General features: G+C 41.4%; 11 protein-coding genes, 2 tRNA genes, 3 rRNA genes and 1 pseudogene. 8 read left to right on the top strand and 9 right to left on the bottom strand.

The features are described 5' to 3' along the window. Positions 1-272 precede the first annotated feature (272 nt). The 5 genes from FR932_RS14475 (at position 273) to FR932_RS14455 (ending at position 5,548) form a co-directional block, all read left to right on the top strand. Positions 273-1,813 (top strand): 16S ribosomal RNA (locus FR932_RS14475). A gap of 99 nt (positions 1,814-1,912) precedes the next feature. Then, positions 1,913-1,988, top strand: a tRNA-Glu gene (locus FR932_RS14470). A gap of 247 nt (positions 1,989-2,235) precedes the next feature. Next, a 23S ribosomal RNA gene (locus FR932_RS14465) occupies positions 2,236-5,129 on the top strand. A gap of 136 nt (positions 5,130-5,265) precedes the next feature. After that, a 5S ribosomal RNA gene (rrf, locus tag FR932_RS14460) occupies positions 5,266-5,381 on the top strand. The 16S, 23S and 5S rRNA genes sit together here with 2 tRNA genes alongside, the layout of an rRNA operon. Positions 5,382-5,471: 90 nt before the next feature. Next, positions 5,472-5,548 (top strand) — tRNA-Asp (locus FR932_RS14455). Positions 5,549-5,873: 325 nt separating this feature from the next. Here the strand turns inward: FR932_RS14455 and FR932_RS14450 are convergent. Continuing rightward, positions 5,874-7,301 (bottom strand): oxidoreductase, encoded by a 1,428-nt coding sequence (locus FR932_RS14450; protein ID WP_019441615.1) that lies wholly within the window; start codon positions 7,299-7,301, stop codon positions 5,874-5,876. Positions 7,302-7,430: 129 nt separating this feature from the next. Further along, complete coding sequence (locus FR932_RS14445) at positions 7,431-8,060, bottom strand: LysE family translocator (RefSeq protein WP_196805526.1); 630 nt, start codon at positions 8,058-8,060, stop codon at positions 7,431-7,433. A 224-nt stretch (positions 8,061-8,284) separates the two neighbouring features. Here FR932_RS14445 and FR932_RS14440 point away from each other — a divergent pair, with 224 nt between their 5' ends. Then, positions 8,285-9,475: a hypothetical protein gene (locus FR932_RS14440; protein WP_019441613.1), complete on the top strand. Its 1,191-nt coding sequence runs from the start codon at positions 8,285-8,287 to the stop codon at positions 9,473-9,475. Positions 9,476-9,560: 85 nt separating this feature from the next. On the opposite strand, the gene FR932_RS14435 is transcribed toward FR932_RS14440, so the two are convergent. From FR932_RS14435 to FR932_RS14410, 6 genes and pseudogenes are all read right to left on the bottom strand, one after another. Then, the gene (locus FR932_RS14435) at positions 9,561-10,946 is read right to left on the bottom strand and encodes a sodium-dependent transporter (RefSeq protein ID WP_019441612.1); all 1,386 of its coding nucleotides are present in this window, start codon (positions 10,944-10,946) and stop codon (positions 9,561-9,563) included. A gap of 399 nt (positions 10,947-11,345) precedes the next feature. Next, positions 11,346-11,828: an SRPBCC family protein gene (locus FR932_RS14430; protein ID WP_019441611.1), complete on the bottom strand. Its 483-nt coding sequence runs from the start codon at positions 11,826-11,828 to the stop codon at positions 11,346-11,348. A 234-nt stretch (positions 11,829-12,062) separates the two neighbouring features. Then, entirely contained in the window at positions 12,063-12,497 is a 435-nt protein-coding gene (locus FR932_RS14425) for an Rrf2 family transcriptional regulator (protein WP_019628885.1), read from the bottom strand. A 79-nt stretch (positions 12,498-12,576) separates the two neighbouring features. Continuing rightward, positions 12,577-13,080, bottom strand: coding sequence for a hypothetical protein (locus FR932_RS14420; protein WP_019441609.1), 504 nt, complete (start codon positions 13,078-13,080; stop codon positions 12,577-12,579). Positions 13,081-13,243: 163 nt separating this feature from the next. Further along, positions 13,244-14,689: pseudogene (locus tag FR932_RS14415) on the bottom strand (FMN-binding glutamate synthase family protein). 175 nt (positions 14,690-14,864) lie between these two features. Next, a complete protein-coding gene (locus FR932_RS14410) occupies positions 14,865-15,395 on the bottom strand; it encodes an NUDIX domain-containing protein (protein ID WP_240532406.1) in 531 nt (176 codons plus the stop codon). A 332-nt stretch (positions 15,396-15,727) separates the two neighbouring features. On the opposite strand from FR932_RS14410, the gene FR932_RS14405 reads away from it, so the two are divergent. Then, positions 15,728-17,041, top strand: coding sequence for an outer membrane protein transport protein (locus FR932_RS14405; protein ID WP_019441606.1), 1,314 nt, complete (start codon positions 15,728-15,730; stop codon positions 17,039-17,041). Between the two features lie 92 nt (positions 17,042-17,133). On the opposite strand, the gene FR932_RS14400 is transcribed toward FR932_RS14405, so the two are convergent. Further along, a complete protein-coding gene (locus FR932_RS14400) occupies positions 17,134-17,892 on the bottom strand; it encodes a helix-turn-helix domain-containing protein (protein WP_019441605.1) in 759 nt (252 codons plus the stop codon). A 335-nt stretch (positions 17,893-18,227) separates the two neighbouring features. Between FR932_RS14400 and trpR the strand changes: the two genes are divergently transcribed. Beyond that, complete coding sequence (gene trpR / locus FR932_RS14395; protein WP_019628886.1) at positions 18,228-18,491, top strand: trp operon repressor; 264 nt, start codon at positions 18,228-18,230, stop codon at positions 18,489-18,491. Position 18,492 lies beyond the last annotated feature (1 nt).

Below are 18,492 nucleotides of genomic sequence, written 5' to 3'. Positions count from 1 at the left end.
TGATAAAACACTTGCCAATAAAACGCAGATCTCTATAATCGCTCCCACTGAAACGGCAACAGCCGCTCAGTATGCTCTTTAACAATTTATTCAAGCAATCTGTGTGAGCACTTGCAGAGATATAATGACCAAATATTATATCAATGTAATTGTGAACATTAAATTAAATCGAAAGATTTGATTATTAATTACGAAGCTTAATTGCTTTGCAATTAAAGTACAGAATTCATTGAGCCGACTTAATCAACATCGTTGATTAGTCAAAAAACTTTTAATTGAAGAGTTTGATCATGGCTCAGATTGAACGCTGGCGGTAGGCTTAACACATGCAAGTCGAGCGGAAACGAAGAATAGCTTGCTATTCTGGCGTCGAGCGGCGGACGGGTGAGTAATGCTTGGGAATCTGCCTAGTCGAGGGGGACAACAGTTGGAAACGACTGCTAATACCGCATACGACCTACGGGTGAAAGGGGGCCTCTTCTTGAAAGCTCTCGCGACTAGATGAGCCCAAGTGGGATTAGCTTGTTGGTGAGGTAAGAGCTCACCAAGGCGACGATCCCTAGCTGGTCTGAGAGGATGATCAGCCACACTGGAACTGAGACACGGTCCAGACTCCTACGGGAGGCAGCAGTGGGGAATATTGCACAATGGGCGAAAGCCTGATGCAGCCATACCGCGTGTATGAAGAAGGCCTTCGGGTTGTAAAGTACTTTCAGCGAGGAGGAAAGGTGGTAAATTAATACTTTACCACTGTGACGTTACTCGCAGAAGAAGCACCAGCTAACTCCGTGCCAGCAGCCGCGGTAATACGTAGGTGGCAAGCGTTGTCCGGATTTATTGGGCGTAAAGCGAGTGCAGGCGGTTTGTTAAGCGAGATGTGAAAGCCCGGGCTCAACAGGAACTGCATTTCGAACTGGCAAACTAGAGTTCTTGAGAGGGTGGTAGAATTTCAGGTGTAGCGGTGAAATGCGTAGATATATGGAAGAACACCAGTGGCGAAGGCGGCCACCCATAGTAACTGACGCTGAGGTGCGAAAGCGTGGGTAGCAAACAGGATTAGATACCCCGGTAGTCCACGCCGTAAACGATGTCTACTCGGAGTTTGGTTCCTTGAGAACTGGGCTCTTAAGCTAACGCATTAAGTAGACCGCTCAGGAGTACGGCCGCAAGGTTAAAACTCAAATGAATTGACGGGGGCCCGCACAAGCGGTGGAGCATGTGGTTTAATTCGATGCAACGCGAAGAACCTTACCTACTCTTGACATCCATAGAACTTTTCAGAGATGAATTGGTGCCTTCGGGAACTATGAGACAGGTGCTGCATGGCTGTCGTCAGCTCGTGTTGTGAAATGTTGGGTTAAGTCCCGCAACGAGCGCAACCCTTATCCTTATTTGCCAGCACGTAATGGTGGGAACTCTAAGGAGACTGCCGGTGATAAACCGGAGGAAGGTGGGGACGACGTCAAGTCATCATGGCCCTTACGAGTAGGGCTACACACGTGCTACAATGGCGCATACAAAGGGCTGCAAACCAGCGATGGTAAGCGAATCCCATAAAGTGCGTCGTAGTCCGGATTGGGGTCTGCAACTCGACCCCATGAAGTCGGAATCGCTAGTAATCGTGAATCAGAATGTCACGGTGAATACGTTCCCGGGCCTTGTACACACCGCCCGTCACACCATGGGAGTGGGCTGCACCAGAAGTCATTAGCTTAACCTTCGGGAGGGCGATGACCACGGTGTGGTTCATGACTGGGGTGAAGTCGTAACAAGGTAGCCCTAGGGGGAGTAACAGGGCTGGATCACCTCCTTACGTAAAGTTGTTAATTTTTGTAAGTGCCCACACAAATTGCTTGAATAGAAACGTTGAAGACAACGATTGGGATGAAATCCAATCGTGAAAGTAAATAGTGTCCCGTTCGTCTAGAGGCCTAGGACACCGCCCTTTCACGGCGGTAACACGAGTTCAAATCTCGTACGGGATACCACTTTTCTTTCTGACTAAAAATCAAAAATAACTAATCTCTTTAGATTCATTATTTTTGCTTTTAGCAAATTGCTCTTTAAAAAATTTGGAAAGCTGAATAAATAAAGAAGTTCTTAAAACACGTTATTGAATAATTCATTTTCGAGTGAATGGTTTAATAACAATGAAGTGTTCTTGAGTATTCTTGAGGCGAAAAAAACTAGATAATACCTAGTTATTTCAATTGTACAGTCGACTTTAGATTGTATGGTTAAGTGACTAAGCGTATACGGTGGATGCCTAGGCAGTCAGAGGCGATGAAGGACGTGTTAATCTGCGTTAAGCTGTGGGGAGTTGATAAAAGCGTTAATCCACAGATTTCCGAATGGGGAACCCACCTTACTAAGTAAGGTATCGTAACGTGAATACATAGCGTTACGAAGCGAACCGGGAGAACTGAAACATCTAAGTACCCCGAGGAAAAGAAATCAATAGAGATACCCTTAGTAGCGGCGAGCGAACGGGGTCTAGCCCTTAAGCAGTTTGGAAGTTAATGGAAGATTCTGGAAAGTTTCACGATACAGGGTGATAGTCCCGTACATGAAAACGACCTTACTGTGAAATCGAGTAGGACGGCACACGTGATATGCTGTTTGAATATGGGAGGACCATCTTCCAAGGCTAAATACTACTGACTGACCGATAGTGAACCAGTACCGTGAGGGAAAGGCGAAAAGAACCCCTGTGAGGGGAGTGAAATAGAACCTGAAACCGTATACGTACAAGCAGTGGGAGCAGACTTGTTCTGTGACTGCGTACCTTTTGTATAATGGGTCAACGACTTAATTTCAGTAGCAAGGTTAAGCGAATAGCGGAGCCGTAGGGAAACCGAGTGTTAACTGCGCGAATAGTTGCTGGGATTAGACCCGAAACCCGGTGATCTAGCCATGGGCAGGTTGAAGGTTGAGTAACATCAACTGGAGGACCGAACCGACTAATGTTGAAAAATTAGCGGATGACTTGTGGCTGGGGGTGAAAGGCCAATCAAACCGGGAGATAGCTGGTTCTCCTCGAAAGCTATTTAGGTAGCGCCTCGCGTCTAACTATTGGGGGTAGAGCACTGTTAAGGCTAGGGGTCATCCCGACTTACCAACCCTTGCAAACTCCGAATACCAATAAGTTCAATCGCGGGAGACACACGGCGGGTGCTAACGTCCGTCGTGGAAAGGGAAACAACCAGACCGTCAGCTAAGGTCCCAAAGTGTATGTTAAGTGGGAAACGATGTGGAAAGGCTCAGACAATGGGAAGTTGGCTTAGAAGCAGCCATCTTTTAAAGAAAGCGTAATAGCTCACTGGTCGAGTCGGTCTGCGCGGAAGATTTAACGGGGCTAAACATACCACCGAAGCTACGGATGCATGACTTGTTCATGCATGGTAGAGGAGCGTTCTGTAAGCCGTTGAAGGTGAGTTGAGAAGCTTGCTGGAGGTATCAGAAGTGCGAATGTTGACATGAGTAACGATAATGGGGGTGAAAAACCTCCACGCCGAAAGACCAAGGGTTCCTGTCCAACGTTAATCGGGGCAGGGTGAGTCGACTCCTAAGGCGAGGCCGAAAGGCGTAGTCGATGGGAAACTGGTTAATATTCCAGTACTCGCTTATATTGCGATGGGGTGACGGAGAAGGTTAGGCTAGCATGGCGATGGTTGTCCATGTTTAAGGTAGTAGGCAAGTGACTTAGGCAAATCCGGGTCGCTCTCTTTAGTGAGAATGCTGAGAACTGATGACGAGTCTCTACGGAGATGAAGTAGTTGATACCCGGCTTCCAGGAAAAACCTCTAAGCTTCAGATATGAGAGAATCGTACCCCAAACCGACACAGGTGGTTAGGTAGAGAATACTAAGGCGCTTGAGAGAACTCGGGTGAAGGAACTAGGCAAAATGGTACCGTAACTTCGGGAGAAGGTACGCCAATGATGGTGAAGGACTTGCTCCGTAAGCTATTGTTGGTCGCAGAGAAATGGTGGCTGCAACTGTTTATTAAAAACACAGCACTGTGCAAAATCGAAAGATGACGTATACGGTGTGACGCCTGCCCGGTGCCGGAAGGTTAATTGATTGGGTTAGACTTAGGTCGAAGCTCATGATCGAAGCCCCGGTAAACGGCGGCCGTAACTATAACGGTCCTAAGGTAGCGAAATTCCTTGTCGGGTAAGTTCCGACCTGCACGAATGGCGTAATGATGGCCACGCTGTCTCCACCCGAGACTCAGTGAAATTGAAATCGCTGTTAAGATGCAGTGTACCCGCGGCTAGACGGAAAGACCCCGTGAACCTTTACTATAGCTTGGCACTGAACATTGAACCTACATGTGTGGGATAGGTGGGAGACTATGAAATATTGTCGCTAGATGATATTGAGTCGTCCTTGAAATACCACCCTTGTACGTTTGATGTTCTAACGTAGGTCCCTTATCGGGATTGCGGACAGTGTCTGGTGGGTAGTTTGACTGGGGCGGTCTCCTCCCAAAGAGTAACGGAGGAGCACGAAGGTTGGCTAAACATGGTTGGACATCATGTGGTTAGTGCAAAGGCATAAGCCAGCTTAACTGCGAGACAGACACGTCGAGCAGGTACGAAAAGTAGGTCTTAGTGATCCGGTGGTTCTGAATGGAAGGGCCATCGCTCAACGGATAAAAGGTACTCCGGGGATAACAGGCTGATACCGCCCAAGAGTTCATATCGACGGCGGTGTTTGGCACCTCGATGTCGGCTCATCATATGGGGCTGAAGTTGGTCCCAAGGGTATGGCTGTTCGCCATTTAAAGTGGTACGCGAGCTGGGTTTAGAACGTCGTGAGACAGTTCGGTCCCCTATCTGCCGTGGGCGTTTGAGAATTGAGAGGAGCTGCTCCTAGTACGAGAGGACCGGAGTGGACGAACCACTGGTGTTCGGGTTGTTATGCCAATAGCATTGCCCGGTAGCTAAGTTCGGAACTGATAACCGCTGAAAGCATCTAAGCGGGAAGCAGGCCTCGAGATGAGTTCTCACTGGAGCTTTAAGCTCCCTAAAGGGCCGTTGGAGACTACAACGTTGATAGGCAAGGTGTGTAAGTGCTGTGAGGCATTGAGCTAACTTGTACTAATTACCCGTGAGGCTTAACCATACAAATTAAAGTATGATTAATTGAAATAATCGACTTAAGAATAGATTGAACACTTTACGTTTTAAAGACTTCTTTATTTATAGCTTTTCAGATTAAAAACGAAGTGAAAACTTCTATAGAAAGCAAACCAGATTTGCTTGGTGACCATAGTGTTGCGGTACCACCTGACTCCATTCCGAACTCAGTAGTGAAACGTAATAACGCCGATGGTAGTGTGGGGTTTCCCCATGTGAGAGTAGGGCATCGCCAAGCGCCACTTTTAATTCAAGACGAAGTCTTGGATAAGAAATTGTCGAAAGACAAAAAGAATAGACTGATGATATTTATCAGCACAGATTGTGCGGAGCGGTAGTTCAGTTGGTTAGAATACCGGCCTGTCACGCCGGGGGTCGCGGGTTCGAGTCCCGTCCGCTCCGCCAACTATTAGATTAAGCCTGAATCGAAAGATTCAGGCTTTTTTTATACTTGAAATTCAGAGATGAAAGCAACACAGATTGTGCGGAGCGTTTGTTCTTATGGATAGTATTCAGTTGGTTAGACTTGTTATAAAAATATAAGCGGCCTGTCACGCTGCCGAAGGCCTCGCGGGCTCGAGTCCCGTCCGCTCCGCCAACTATTAGATTAAGCCTGAATCGAAAACTCTTTATTAGAAATAGAGGCTTTTTTTATACCTGAAATTTAGAGATTAAAGAAACACAGATTGTGCGAAGCGGTAGTTCTGCCATCCTTTGCTTTAAATATGAATCAGATCTTAGCGAGTGATGTTGGGTAGTCTCTATCTTTGGCTATATTGCATGCCAGTGTATTGATATCATTTTCAGCTAAATCGACAAAATTGGGTTTACTCATATCACTGAGTTGATCATATGAATAATCAAAAAGTTTATGAATTATTTGATCTGCCACAGTGAGTGCTGAGGAGGCTTTAACGATTTCTGCTCTTGCATATTGCTGGCCTTCAAATGACACGTCATACGCACGTAGAGATACATCTTTACCGGGTATTTGTTGTGCACCAAATAAAGGTCTGCCAGCGATGATTGCATCATTAAAACTCGGAATAAAATGACTAATATGAGTTATCGCTTTTTGAGTTCGGCTATCGGACTCTTGTTGATCCCAACCTTCGACAAGCTTGTTAATAAAGCTTTTATCTAATTTAGGTTGAGCACTGTCTGCTGTCGTTTTAGCAAGTCCATTCTTAAATAACGTGATCTCTTCTGTCATACCGTGTAGTTGGAAATAACCATCAGGATACGGTGTTAATTGTGCCATGCCTTCAGGCGTCCCCCGTTGACCATGAAAGACAACTTCAGGCCAACGTTCACTTTGCTGCCAGCGGGTAATGTAAGCGGCTTTAAATTCAACCATACGCTCTTTTGGCGTATCAGCCATGTCATCAATAACACCGGTTCTATAACCACAGGCATTGATTAAGTAATCAACTTCGGTTGTTGTCTGTATACCATTTTCAGAATGGCTAATTAACCAAGTTTTAGCTGCGGTATAAGCGACATTAATGACTTTATTATTGACGAGTAAGTTACAAGATTCAGATGCGTTTAGGCTAAGCTCTGTGCTTGCTGCGATACGGAATAAGCTTAAACCATATTCTTGCACCATTAATAATGGGAACTTTACAGAGTCGAGGTCAAGATTTTTAGCAAGGGGGATCATCCAATCAGAAAATTGTGTCATCTCTGTCGGTTGTGACGTTGTTTTTAATAACTCTAAATCTTCACGTGTAAACATCTGATAATAATCATCAGCCTCACCCAATACTTTATTGCTGCCGTCGACTTGAATTAATGCCTTGTAGCGTTGTGTTAGCAGTTCAAGTCGAGGTAATAGTCTTTCAATATTACCGGCGTCGCGTTGGGGGATTGCAATAACTGTCGGGCGCTTATTGATGCAGTGTGGATAGATTTTCATTGTTGCGATAGATTGTTCTAATAACGTCAGGCATTGGTCATCAGATATATCAGGGTAGAGGTTACCGCCTGCATGCAAATGACAAACTGGTGGTCCATTGACTAAGCTAACACCTTCTTCAAATAAGGTGACATTAATGTCTAACCCAGCCAAACGCAGTGCTATCGTGCTACCAGCGATACCACCGCCGATAATTGCAATGCGTTTTGATTTTAGAGTTGAAGGTACGTTCTTGATCATGCTCTTCGCAACGTATAAATAATTAGATAATTTATTATGCCAATTATTTATACGGGAATGAATCTTATTTTTAGTTAAAGTGTATTTATCCTAACTAAATAGCGCGATCTTTCAAGATTAGCGCGAACTTTATCCGGTTGCTAACCAGATCCCAACAAATACCATCAACGAACCTGCGATCTTATTGAGTAAACGGACATTATTACTTTTTTGTAAAAACAGGCGTAATGTTTGTCCACCACTGGCATACATTAATAAACAGCTAAATTCGGTAATGAGAATGATAGCGACAAGTACTGATAATTGTGGTGTTAATGCTTGTGTTGGATTGATAAAAGGCGGTAATAAAGAGATCATAAATACCCAACCTTTTGGATTTGCAATTGCTGTGACAAAACCTTGGCTCGCTAATTGAAAAGGCTTCATTAAATTTTCAGAACCAGGATTATCAGAAATAGCCAATTTGCCTTTAGAACGCCACATTTGGATGCCAAGATATATCAGGTAACTGCCACCAAGGTATTTGAGTGCTGAAAAAGCATTTGGGTATTTCAACATAATAGTTGCGACACCAATCACCGCGGAAACTGCCACTAAGCCGACACCTAATAATTCACCCCACATCATGTGGAGACTACGCTTTACGCCGATGGTCATACCTAAGGTCATCGATAACGTCATACACATACCTGGTGTAATCGAAACGAAGAAAAAGGTGGGTATAAAAAGCGCTAAAAGTTGTAAATCTATGGCAGACATCATGTGAACTTAGTGATTGGGTTATGATTTGATAATAACACCATTCAATACGCATTCTATATTCTATTGTTGAATGAATATAAATTAGCCGTTTTTAACTTAGCTAACTTAACGAAACTATTCATTTTAAAATTTAACCAAGTATAGGTTTAAAAATTTATCCTTAAGCCTATACTTATAGGTTCTGCAATTGTATTTAGTATTTAGACTGGAATGACGCTTTAATGATAAAATTTATTACTTCTCCGCAAGAAATGCGACTCTCTGATGTTGAAACAGCACAGTATGATCAAATCGTAGATTATGTTACTGAAATCAGCTTGAATTTAATGGCTGTTAAAGTTACAAACCGCCCTGAAGATTTCCTTGGTTGGTGTAATGAATTATATAATTATGTACGTTACGGTATAAATATGGACTTGCTTGATGAAAAGCATGAAAAACCGTTACAAAAACTATTACAGCTATTAGAGAAATCGATCACTTGTCGCCAAGTTAAGACTTCGCGTATAACACCTTGGCCATTTCTAAAAAACTTTTTTATTGATCAGTCAGATCGTCAAGCATTACCTGAGCGCCTACGGTTATTAAACTATATTAGTTCATTGCGCATTAGCACGTTAGCGGATATGTCTGAACTTGAGCGCCTTGCGTTTGCTGGTAAGCACTTATCAGCACACGAACCTGCAAAGTTTGATTTTGATGTTGAGCTATTTGGTAGCACGCGTGGCGCGAAAGCGTTACATGAGTTATTACAACATACTCCTTCTTTATTGGATGATGCATTAGCTGCAATTCCTTTAGAGGGCGAAGTAACTGAATGTGATTATAATGAGTTTGTAAAACTCTATACTGCAGCATTTGCTACATTAGCCAAAGCGAAAGCTGGCTTGTTTGCTGCGACACGTTTATTAGCGATGCGTCGACCTGATGTATTCATGGTGCTTACAGCAGCTAAAGTAGATGCGCTTTGCCAAGGCTTCGGTTTAGTTAAATTAAACGCGACTGATTTCTCTCGTTACTGGTTTGATATTATAGAAGCTATCCACCGCCAACCTTGGTTTAAGTCTGCACAGCCGGAAGATGCAACTGAACTTGATCTATGGAATAACCGCGTTGTGTTATTTGATTTGTTCTTCTTTGTTGATAACGATTTTGCAGATAAATCAAATTACCTTAAGTTGAAAAACAAGCCTGTTGCGGTTCGCTCTACAACTGCTGGTCGCACACGCGCTGCAGGTGTTGTACGCCAAAAGCGCACGAAAGAAAGCGCAACTGAAGCAGTAGACCGTTTATTAGCTGAACCAGACTTACCTGCATACTTACAAAGTAAGCGTGACTCAATGATTGTTGAAGTTGAAAAAGGTAAAAGTGCAACAGAAGTAATGCAACTGCTAAGAGCTATCTTTGGCTAAGCTAATGTTAATACGTTAATACTAAATCTAAGATATAAAAAAGGCTTCAATATTTGAAGCCTTTTTAGTTTTTAGCATTTAGTGATTAAAGGCTAATGAAACCCACAGCTTGTAGGAATACAATTGCAATCGCTACTGGAGATAAGTAACGTAAGCAGAACATAACCGCTTTATAAGCAAATTCAGATAAACCAAATTCCTCACGAGTGATGTTTTCTTTCACAACCCAGCCGACTAATACCGCAGTAAATAGGCCTGCAAGTGGTAGCATGATGTTTGCTGTTAATTTATCTAATGCATCGAAGAAGTTCAGACCCATCACGACATCTTGAGCCCAAGGTGCACCACTGAGTGAGAATACCGTTAGTAACGATAGCGCCCAAATAGTACAACCTGCAACGATTGTGGCTTTAGCACGGCTTAAGCCAAGGCGTTCATTGAGGTAAGCGACTGGAGATTCAAGTAATGCAATCACTGATGTGAATGCCGCAAATGTTACCATGATGAAGAATAGCGTACCGAATAAAGTACCTAGTGGCATCTGACCAAACGCGATAGGCAATGATACGAACAGTAGACCTGGGCCTGCTGAAGGTTCCATACCATTAGCAAATACGATTGGGAAGATAGCCATACCTGCGATAAGTGCTACTGCTGTATCCATGACTGCGATATAGATAGACGTTTTCGCGATCGATGTACCTTCAGGCATATATGCGCCATAAACCATCATGATACCTGATGATAAACTTAGCGTGAAGAATGCATGACCTAGCGCTGTTAATACACCATCAAATGATAACTTAGAGAAATCTGGAGAGAACATGAATTGTGCTGCTTCACCAAAGTTACCTGTTGCTGCTGCATAAACCATGATGATAGTTAATAGCACAAACAATAATGGCATTAAGTAAGTAACAGCTTTTTCTAAGCCAGCGTTAACACCACGAATCAATACCAGCATTGCTGCAATGATTGTGATTGAAGACCAGATAATTAATTGCGTAGTATCTGTGATTAAACCAGTGAATAATGCGCCGATTTCATCTTTGTGAGCAATTTCAGAACCCGCTGTTGCAAGGAAGTCTCCGCTGATACCAAAGAAGATATAAGCTGCGGCCCAGCCTGCAATGACGATGTAGAAACTTAAGATAAGTGAACCTGCGATAACGCCAGATGCACCGAGTAGTGACCAAATACTTGAACCGCCAGATTCCTTGGCTACGGTTGCTGAAGCATTTGCAGGAGAAGTACGAGCGCGCTTACCGATCATTACTTCTGCCATCATCACTGGGATACCAATTAGCAGAATACAAAAAAGGTAAACCAGTACAAATGCACCACCACCATTTTCGCCCATAATGTAAGGGAATTTCCACAGATTGCCTAAACCTACAGCTGCGCCTGCTGCTGCAAGTACGTATTTAAATTCGCTAGACCAGCGATTATCAATTGTTGTGCTTGTTGTCATTTTCCCATCCTGGGTTATGTACATAATAGTTATGTACATACTAATAACATATTAAAAAAACCGATATAAGCTCTTTATTCAGAATATAAATCTAAATTGGCGGTAATTTATTTGGTTAATACTTACCAATGGCTAAATTCTAGTTTAATACTTCACTGGTAAGCTGTGGCGCAGTGTTAAATGCTTATATTTTTAGTATGTGGTGTATATTGCTGTTTTTTACAAAAATTGACTGATGGGGCTGTTAGTTGTTTGTTTTTTATTCTACAGGAGAACCGCAATAATATAGCCGCTTTTAATTTGAAGGTATTAATTGGGCGAGGAGGTAGAATAATAAAAACCGAGTTAGCGTCCTAACTCGGTTTTGGGATAGTTTAAAGTAATATCATAAAAACAGTATTATGCTGTGGTAGCTACTTTAGATAATGCTTTAGATAGGTTTTTGATATATGTATTAGTTAGTGTTTCGAACTCAACTTTAACAACTGGTTTCAAGCCAATCCCTGCAAGACTAGGTAATGGGATTGTAATAACGGCATCTGTTAATAAGTTAATATCACAGCCTGTAGCTGTTTCAGTTAAAATCCACTTGCCTGATACTTTCGCACTATTATTTGCTGTATCGCGTGACTCCCAAATAATAGATTTATTCGCCTCATCACAGATGTATTCACATGCATAAATTGTTTGCAGTTGAATTGGACCTAGACCAATTTTTTTCATTTCCCAGCGGAAAGTATTTGCAGCTTCTTCGATCAAGTTGTCTAGATCGGGGAAGTGACTTGTAGACGCTGGCACATCAGCTAAAAGGTTATAAACTGTGTTGATATCAGCAACAACAGTAAATTTTTTATTGAGTTGTATTTTTACATCGAAAGCCATTTCAAATTTCCCTTCTATTCATAATAGTGTTTTTTATTCTAGAATAACTATCCTAGAAGTAGTATTTTATGCCGCTACATTGCCCCAGATAAAGATTGTTGTCAACAATTAGACATTGGAAATGAGGCGGTAATATTACATTTTTTTCTTAAAATACAATAAGCTGAAAACTGGATCAAAGGTTATACCGATAATACAGTCATTATTTTAGACTATGCTTGCTTATCATCATGACTAGGCTTGTTTCATATAGCACTGTGATTCAAATTGATGCTGTTCATCAAGTAAATCAGCAAGACTGTATTGATCAAGAGTGTTAAGAAAAGCATCTATACCTGTTTGTAATACATTCTTTAACTGGTAAGTCGGCACGAGATCGCTGTCTGACGTATTATCATCAAACCCTCTTAAATTATTTTCTAATGCGCGAACCAGCTGCCCCACATTAATTTCTGATGCTGATTTTGCTAACCATATCCCGCCATTTTTTCCGCGAGATGATTTTATGTAGTCTAACGAAGAGAGATGAGCGATCACTTTTGCAATATGGTTGCGTGATGCTTGATATATATCCGCTACTTCTGCAGAACTTGAACGCTGTCCTTTTGGTAGCGTGGATAAATACATTAATGTGCGTATACCAAAATCTGTATAAGTCGTTATTTTCACTTTTATCACCATAACCAGAGTTATTGAAAATTAATTATGCCTAGAGATATCTAGAAATTACCTTCATTGTTACCTAAATTCAGGACATCAACTCTTTTTCAAATTGATTATTTGGTACTTCTTTACCGTGTTTTTGTAAAAACAGTTTAAAGCCCTCGAGTAATTCTCTAGGGTGACTGAATTGGCAATAGGTAACAGGGTAATCTTGATCTAGCTCTTTAAGCAGTGGACTTTTGATTGGTGCACCACGCCAGACAGCAAAAAATACCGGTTTAGGATGGATGGAACTTAAATTGTAAGAAAGTTCATAAGCATCACTATCATTAGATGATGTATGGATATAAAGCAGCGCATCAACAACCGATAATAAGCGTAAACGATAATGACGATAATTAGCAGGCGTAAAGATGATCCCTGTTTGTCGCTGAAAAGCTTGCTGGTAATCATCTTGTTCTTCACCGAGATTAAAAGGAAGGAATTCAAGGTCATCAATATTGTATTGTAAGAAGGTGATAACATTGTCTAAAATCTTTAAGTGGTCTTTATGAATATCCCCCACGTTTTGTTTGACTAATAGCTTCATTTTAATTCCCTTTCTTTACGATCGTTAAAATCGGTTGCCAGGAATACAGTTATACGCTGAACTATTAGAAATATTAACCAAGAGAAGGAGTTATTTTAGCTTAGATTTTAAATTGGTTAAAAAGTATTAAAAACAAAAGCCTAAGCTCAGCGTGATGGGTTATTTATTCTATAGGGTAAAGCTTATCAAGTGCGATAGAAAGACCATTTTCAGTGACAATACGCACATGATCGCGACGGAGCTTCCGTGGTTCATTGACACCGCAAGAATGTGCAATTAATCCCACACCATAATGAATTTACTTATTATAGTTGGCGATCCGCAGTGCTTTGTCTTGTACATTCAGTCCTTCTTGCAGCTTGGGGTTGTGTGTTGTGATCCCCGTTGGACAGGTATTTTTATTGCACTGTAACGCCTGAATACAACCGAGTGCAAACATATTACCACGAGCAGATACGATAAAATCAGCGCCCACTGCTAACGCCCAAGCGACTTTGGATGGGGTTATTAACTTACCTGATGCGATAACTTTAACTTGCTCGCGTAGGTTATATTTTTCTAGCATGTTAACTAATAAAGGCAAGCTTTCTTTTAATGGTAAGCCGACGTAGTCCATTAAGGGCTGAGGTGCTGCACCTGTCCCACCATCTGCACTATCTAGTGTTATAAAGTCAGGCGCTGAATTGACACCACGTTTATTCACTTCTGTTAATAAATCATTTAGCCATTGGCTGTGTCCAAGGACAAATTTCAACCCTACTGGCTTACCTGATACTTGACGAATACGCGCGACCATATCCAGAATATCACCGACATTTTTAATTTCTGGGTGAGCATTAGGGCTGATGGAATCTTCACCAACAGGGATCCCACGGATCTTGGCGATTTCTGGCGTCACTTTTTTACCGGGTAAAATACCACCTTTACCGGGTTTAGCGCCTTGGCTTAGTTTTATTTCAAACATTTTGACTTGTTCGAGAGCTGCGAATGATTTTAGTTTTTCATCACTTAATTGACCACTGTCATCGCGAACGCCATATTTGGCGGTGCCAATTTGATAAACAAGATCAGCGCCGCCTGCAAGATGATGACTAGATAAACCACCTTCACCGGTATTTAGCCAGCAACCTGCTTCTTTAGCACCATGGGATAATGCTAATACAGCGGGCTTTGAAATAGCGCCGTAACTCATGCCTGAGATATTGAAGAGAGAATTTGTGGTGTATGGGGTGGTGCAGTTGGCGCCAATCGTGACGTTTTGTGGGGGGATCGCATCTTCAGAAAGTGTCGGAAAGGCGCAATTCATGAACATGATAGTGCCCACTTGGTCGAGATTTCGGGTGGAACCAAACGCGATGGTTCTATCGACATTTTTTGCCGCGCGGTAAACCCAAGAACGTTCCGCACGATTAAAGGGCATTTCTTCACGATCTTGTGCGAAGAAATATTGACGGAAGAATTCGCCTTGTTTTTCAAATAAGTATCTAAATCGGCCGATGACGGGGTAGTTATGTCGAATTGCTTGTTTGGTTTGTCCTTTGTCTACAATGTACATGTAGATAATACTGATGATCCCACCAATGAGGGCCAGAATGAAGAGGCCTGTCATAATATCTAGGCCGAGTAGTAGCATATTAATTTGAGATTTAAATTCTGGTTGCATAGTTTAACCCTTTATTGAATTCTATCCTTAAGTTAAGAATACAATAAAGGTTGTTGCATAACTAATCACAAATCCATCACGTATTTATGGTGACTTTATGATGGTAAATGACGATGATCGTTTATGCTGCTACAAGCTCTTTGGCTATTTTTTGTAATAGGTAGGTTTCGCGTTCAATAGATAGACCCGCTTTTGGATAGCTTTTTATTACTTCAAGATTATGGGCGATCGCTTCATGGATATTGATCCACATTGCACTCACGCCATTTTTTATTTCATTTTCTTCTAATCTTGGTGTGCCGAGTAGCTTGTTGGCATCGCAAGTAAAACAGTAAGAGACCATGTGAATACTGTCAAAACCTCCTTTATACCAAGGGCGCATTTCTTCATAGCAACCATAAGGGGCAACGTTATGAATATTTTCAGCGCCAGTTTCTTCTTCTACTTCACGAATTAACGCGGTAACTATGTCTTCACCTTCATGCATGCCACCACCGGGTAAGCTGTAATCATGATAGCGTGCGGTGAAGATAAGTAAGATCTCCTCACCTTGGGTAATGATGCCACGTGCAGCAATCCGTTGGTCAGTGCTTTTAGGATCTGTTACGTCAGGATGAATAGTAGAACGAAGGACGGGCATTTGGTTGATCATTATAAAGTAGCTCTTGTCATTAATTAATAGTCGAATGATATTTTGAACGAGCGCTATAGTAACACATTCATACACGGCAACTGAAATAGGTAAAATGATGCTGGTTGATACCGTCATTAGTTGGATTTTTCTAAATGAAAAATAATGTTAGAGTTATTGCACTACCTGGTTGTACGCTTAGATGTCGCTAAAATACGTTAAATTCAACTAAAACACCCTCTTTATGAGTAAATATGTCGTTTAGCTAATATTGTTTCTAAACGACATATTACGACCTGTCACAATACATTAACATCCTCGGCATACCCAATAAAAACAACAGGATTTATGTAATGAAATGCAATTTGAAAGTGACTTCATACCTTAGTTCAGCTATCGCGCTGGCATTAGCGACAACTTCGACATCAGTACTTGCTGCTGGTTTCCAAGTTGGCGAACATTCAGCAACTGGTTTAGGCCGTGCTAACGCAGGTGAAGGCGCAATCGCTGATACTGCTTTAGTACTCACTAAAAACCCGGCAGCGATGATGATGTTTGATAAAATAACGGTATCAAGTCAACTTGCTTTCATTGCCCCTGATGTTAATACAGATTATACGTATGATTATAATACTGGGAATAATTGCAATAGATTAGGGCTACAGTGTGATATTGAAACTATTTCAGCAACAGAATCTGATTATGCACCAGATCAATTCGTTCCGAGCTTTGCGGCTATAATGCCAATCAACGATAAAGTAGCGATTGGGTTTGCAATGTTCTCAAACTATGGTACTGGTACTGAGATAAGCGATGAATTTGCTTATGGTGATATTGGTGGAACTACAAGTATTATTACTATTGATAGCAGCTTTAATATTGCTTATAAAGTAAATGATTTATTAAGTATTGGTGCTGGTTATGATTTAGTTGTCGGCCAAGCTGAAATGAAAAGAGGCTTTAGCCTTGGTGAATTTGATATGGGTGGTAATGCTATCGGCCACGGCTGGAATGTTGGTACATTATTGACGGTTAATGATAACAATCGTTTAGCATTAACATATCGTTCTGCAGTTGATATGAGCTTTGAAGGGGACTTCACTGGTAGTGGCGCTGCTTTTGATCCCAACTTAGGTACTCCAGAAGCTAATACTGTTACCGGTACTGTAGATATTACTTTACCAGCAATTGCAGAATTATCTGGTTACCATAAATTAACTGATATATTTGCTGTGCATTATAGTGCAATGTGGACGCAATGGAGTGCATTAGAAGAGCTGAAAGCGACAAGTGCGGATTGTGCTCCTAACGCTGGTTTTGGTGATGGAGTTTGTTTTCAAAAAGATCTACACTATTCGGATAGTATGCGTTATGCAGTTGGTGCAACAGCGTATGTTTCTGAGTCTGTGACATTACGTATGGGTTATGCCTATGATGAACAAGCAGGTGAGGCTATTGTTTCAATGCCGGATACGAACCGTCATCAAATCTCTGCTGGTATGAGTTATGCGGTAAGTGAAACGATGAGCTTTGACTTCGGTGCCGCGTATATAATGGGTGATGACGTTACTTTTGAAGAAAAGCAAGGGCCTGTAGCTGCGCTTGAAGAGTTCACTTCAACTGCAACTGCAATTCTAGTTTCAGCTCAAATGAATATGGTATTTTAATCTGGTTTAATATTCAGATGGATACAAAAAACCCAGCTAATTAGCTGGGTTTTTTCGTTGTTGCGTTTGGTTATTTTTAGCTAGAGGTTGATTTAACCTTTCTGCGCTTTACTAAAACGTACTAGATCTGCGTTGTTGTTCAGCAAGTCTTTAAAAAATGGGTTTTGGCAAAGGTCTTTTAAGCTGCCTTTATAAAACTTAACTCGTGACGCGGTTGGGTAAGGTTCAAAATGTAAGTCTTGAAAAAATGACGCGATGGCTGGTGTGCGAGTCGGTAATACTACAGATGCAAACTTACCATCCAAATCTAATACCATCCTAACCGCGACACTGTTATCAATAAAACAGAAAGAAACGATCATACCGGCATTACTGGCAATGTAATGGCCGACAATCGCATTCTCATTCATCAATAAATTCGCAGTGTAATGTGCTTGTGGGAAAGCCGCCATTGTTTCGGTTAGCGATTCAGTATAAAAATGCTCATGGCCTTTATTCACCACGTCAGCTTGCTTTTCGCTTAAGCTAGTGAAATCTACAGCAACAATATCTGTAATACTCACAGGATATACAGCAGGTCTACCGCCGACTTCGGTGGCTTTAGTTTTACTGACGAATTTTTTTTCTTGCTCGCTCATCTCATAACCTTCCGCAAAAAAACGAGCGATAGCGATACGGCGTAAAAAAGAGGGTTCACGTTTGCCATTTTCCCAGAGGGATAATGTAGTCTGTGATAGACCAGTAAACTCTTTATGTGCATTAGCTAACTGTGATACGAAGTCAAACTGAGACAGTTTATTGTCTTTACGAGTTTGACGTAGCTTAATGCCAAAACCTTCTTTTTTAAACATTTATTGTCCTTGGTACTTAAGCGTTAGTTGTTATGTCGTTGCTCGATTTTATGTTTAGCTAAAAGAGATAAAACAATCAGAATTTTAATTGCTTGTATTGATAACCAAATCATTCATGCACCTAGAGTAATTAATTTATGTAAAAATTTATTTATATAGGAATAAATTATTATTGGATATTGTATCTCTAGGTGTAAATTTGTGCAATTTATTTCATATTTTGTTGATTATATAATGTAACGCGAATCTTAGTCTTATTCACATAATACTTGCCCGTCAAGCTTGTAATGCTGTACTATTACGCCATTACAGCTTAAGTGAAAGGTTAAATACTTATGGTCAATGAATTATTTCGCTCTGTGTCTAGCGAGGAGGATATATCGCTAATGCTACCTTTGCTGCTATCACCAGAGGAATTAAACGCTATTAACGCACGTACTTTGGTTTATAAAGAACTATTGCTTGGTGAACGATCACAGCGTGAAATAGCTAAAACACACGGTATTAGCATTGCTACTATCACTCGTGGTTCTAACAATTTGAAATCCATGAGCGCAAAAGAAAAGAAATTATTACAAACATTATTAATTGGGAAGTAAG

The sequence above is a fragment of the Moritella marina ATCC 15381 genome (genome assembly GCF_008931805.1).
Taxonomy (GTDB): domain Bacteria; phylum Pseudomonadota; class Gammaproteobacteria; order Enterobacterales; family Moritellaceae; genus Moritella; species Moritella marina.
The sequence above is the reverse complement of the archived record's forward strand: the minus strand, read 5'-3'. Positions and strand labels throughout refer to the sequence as shown.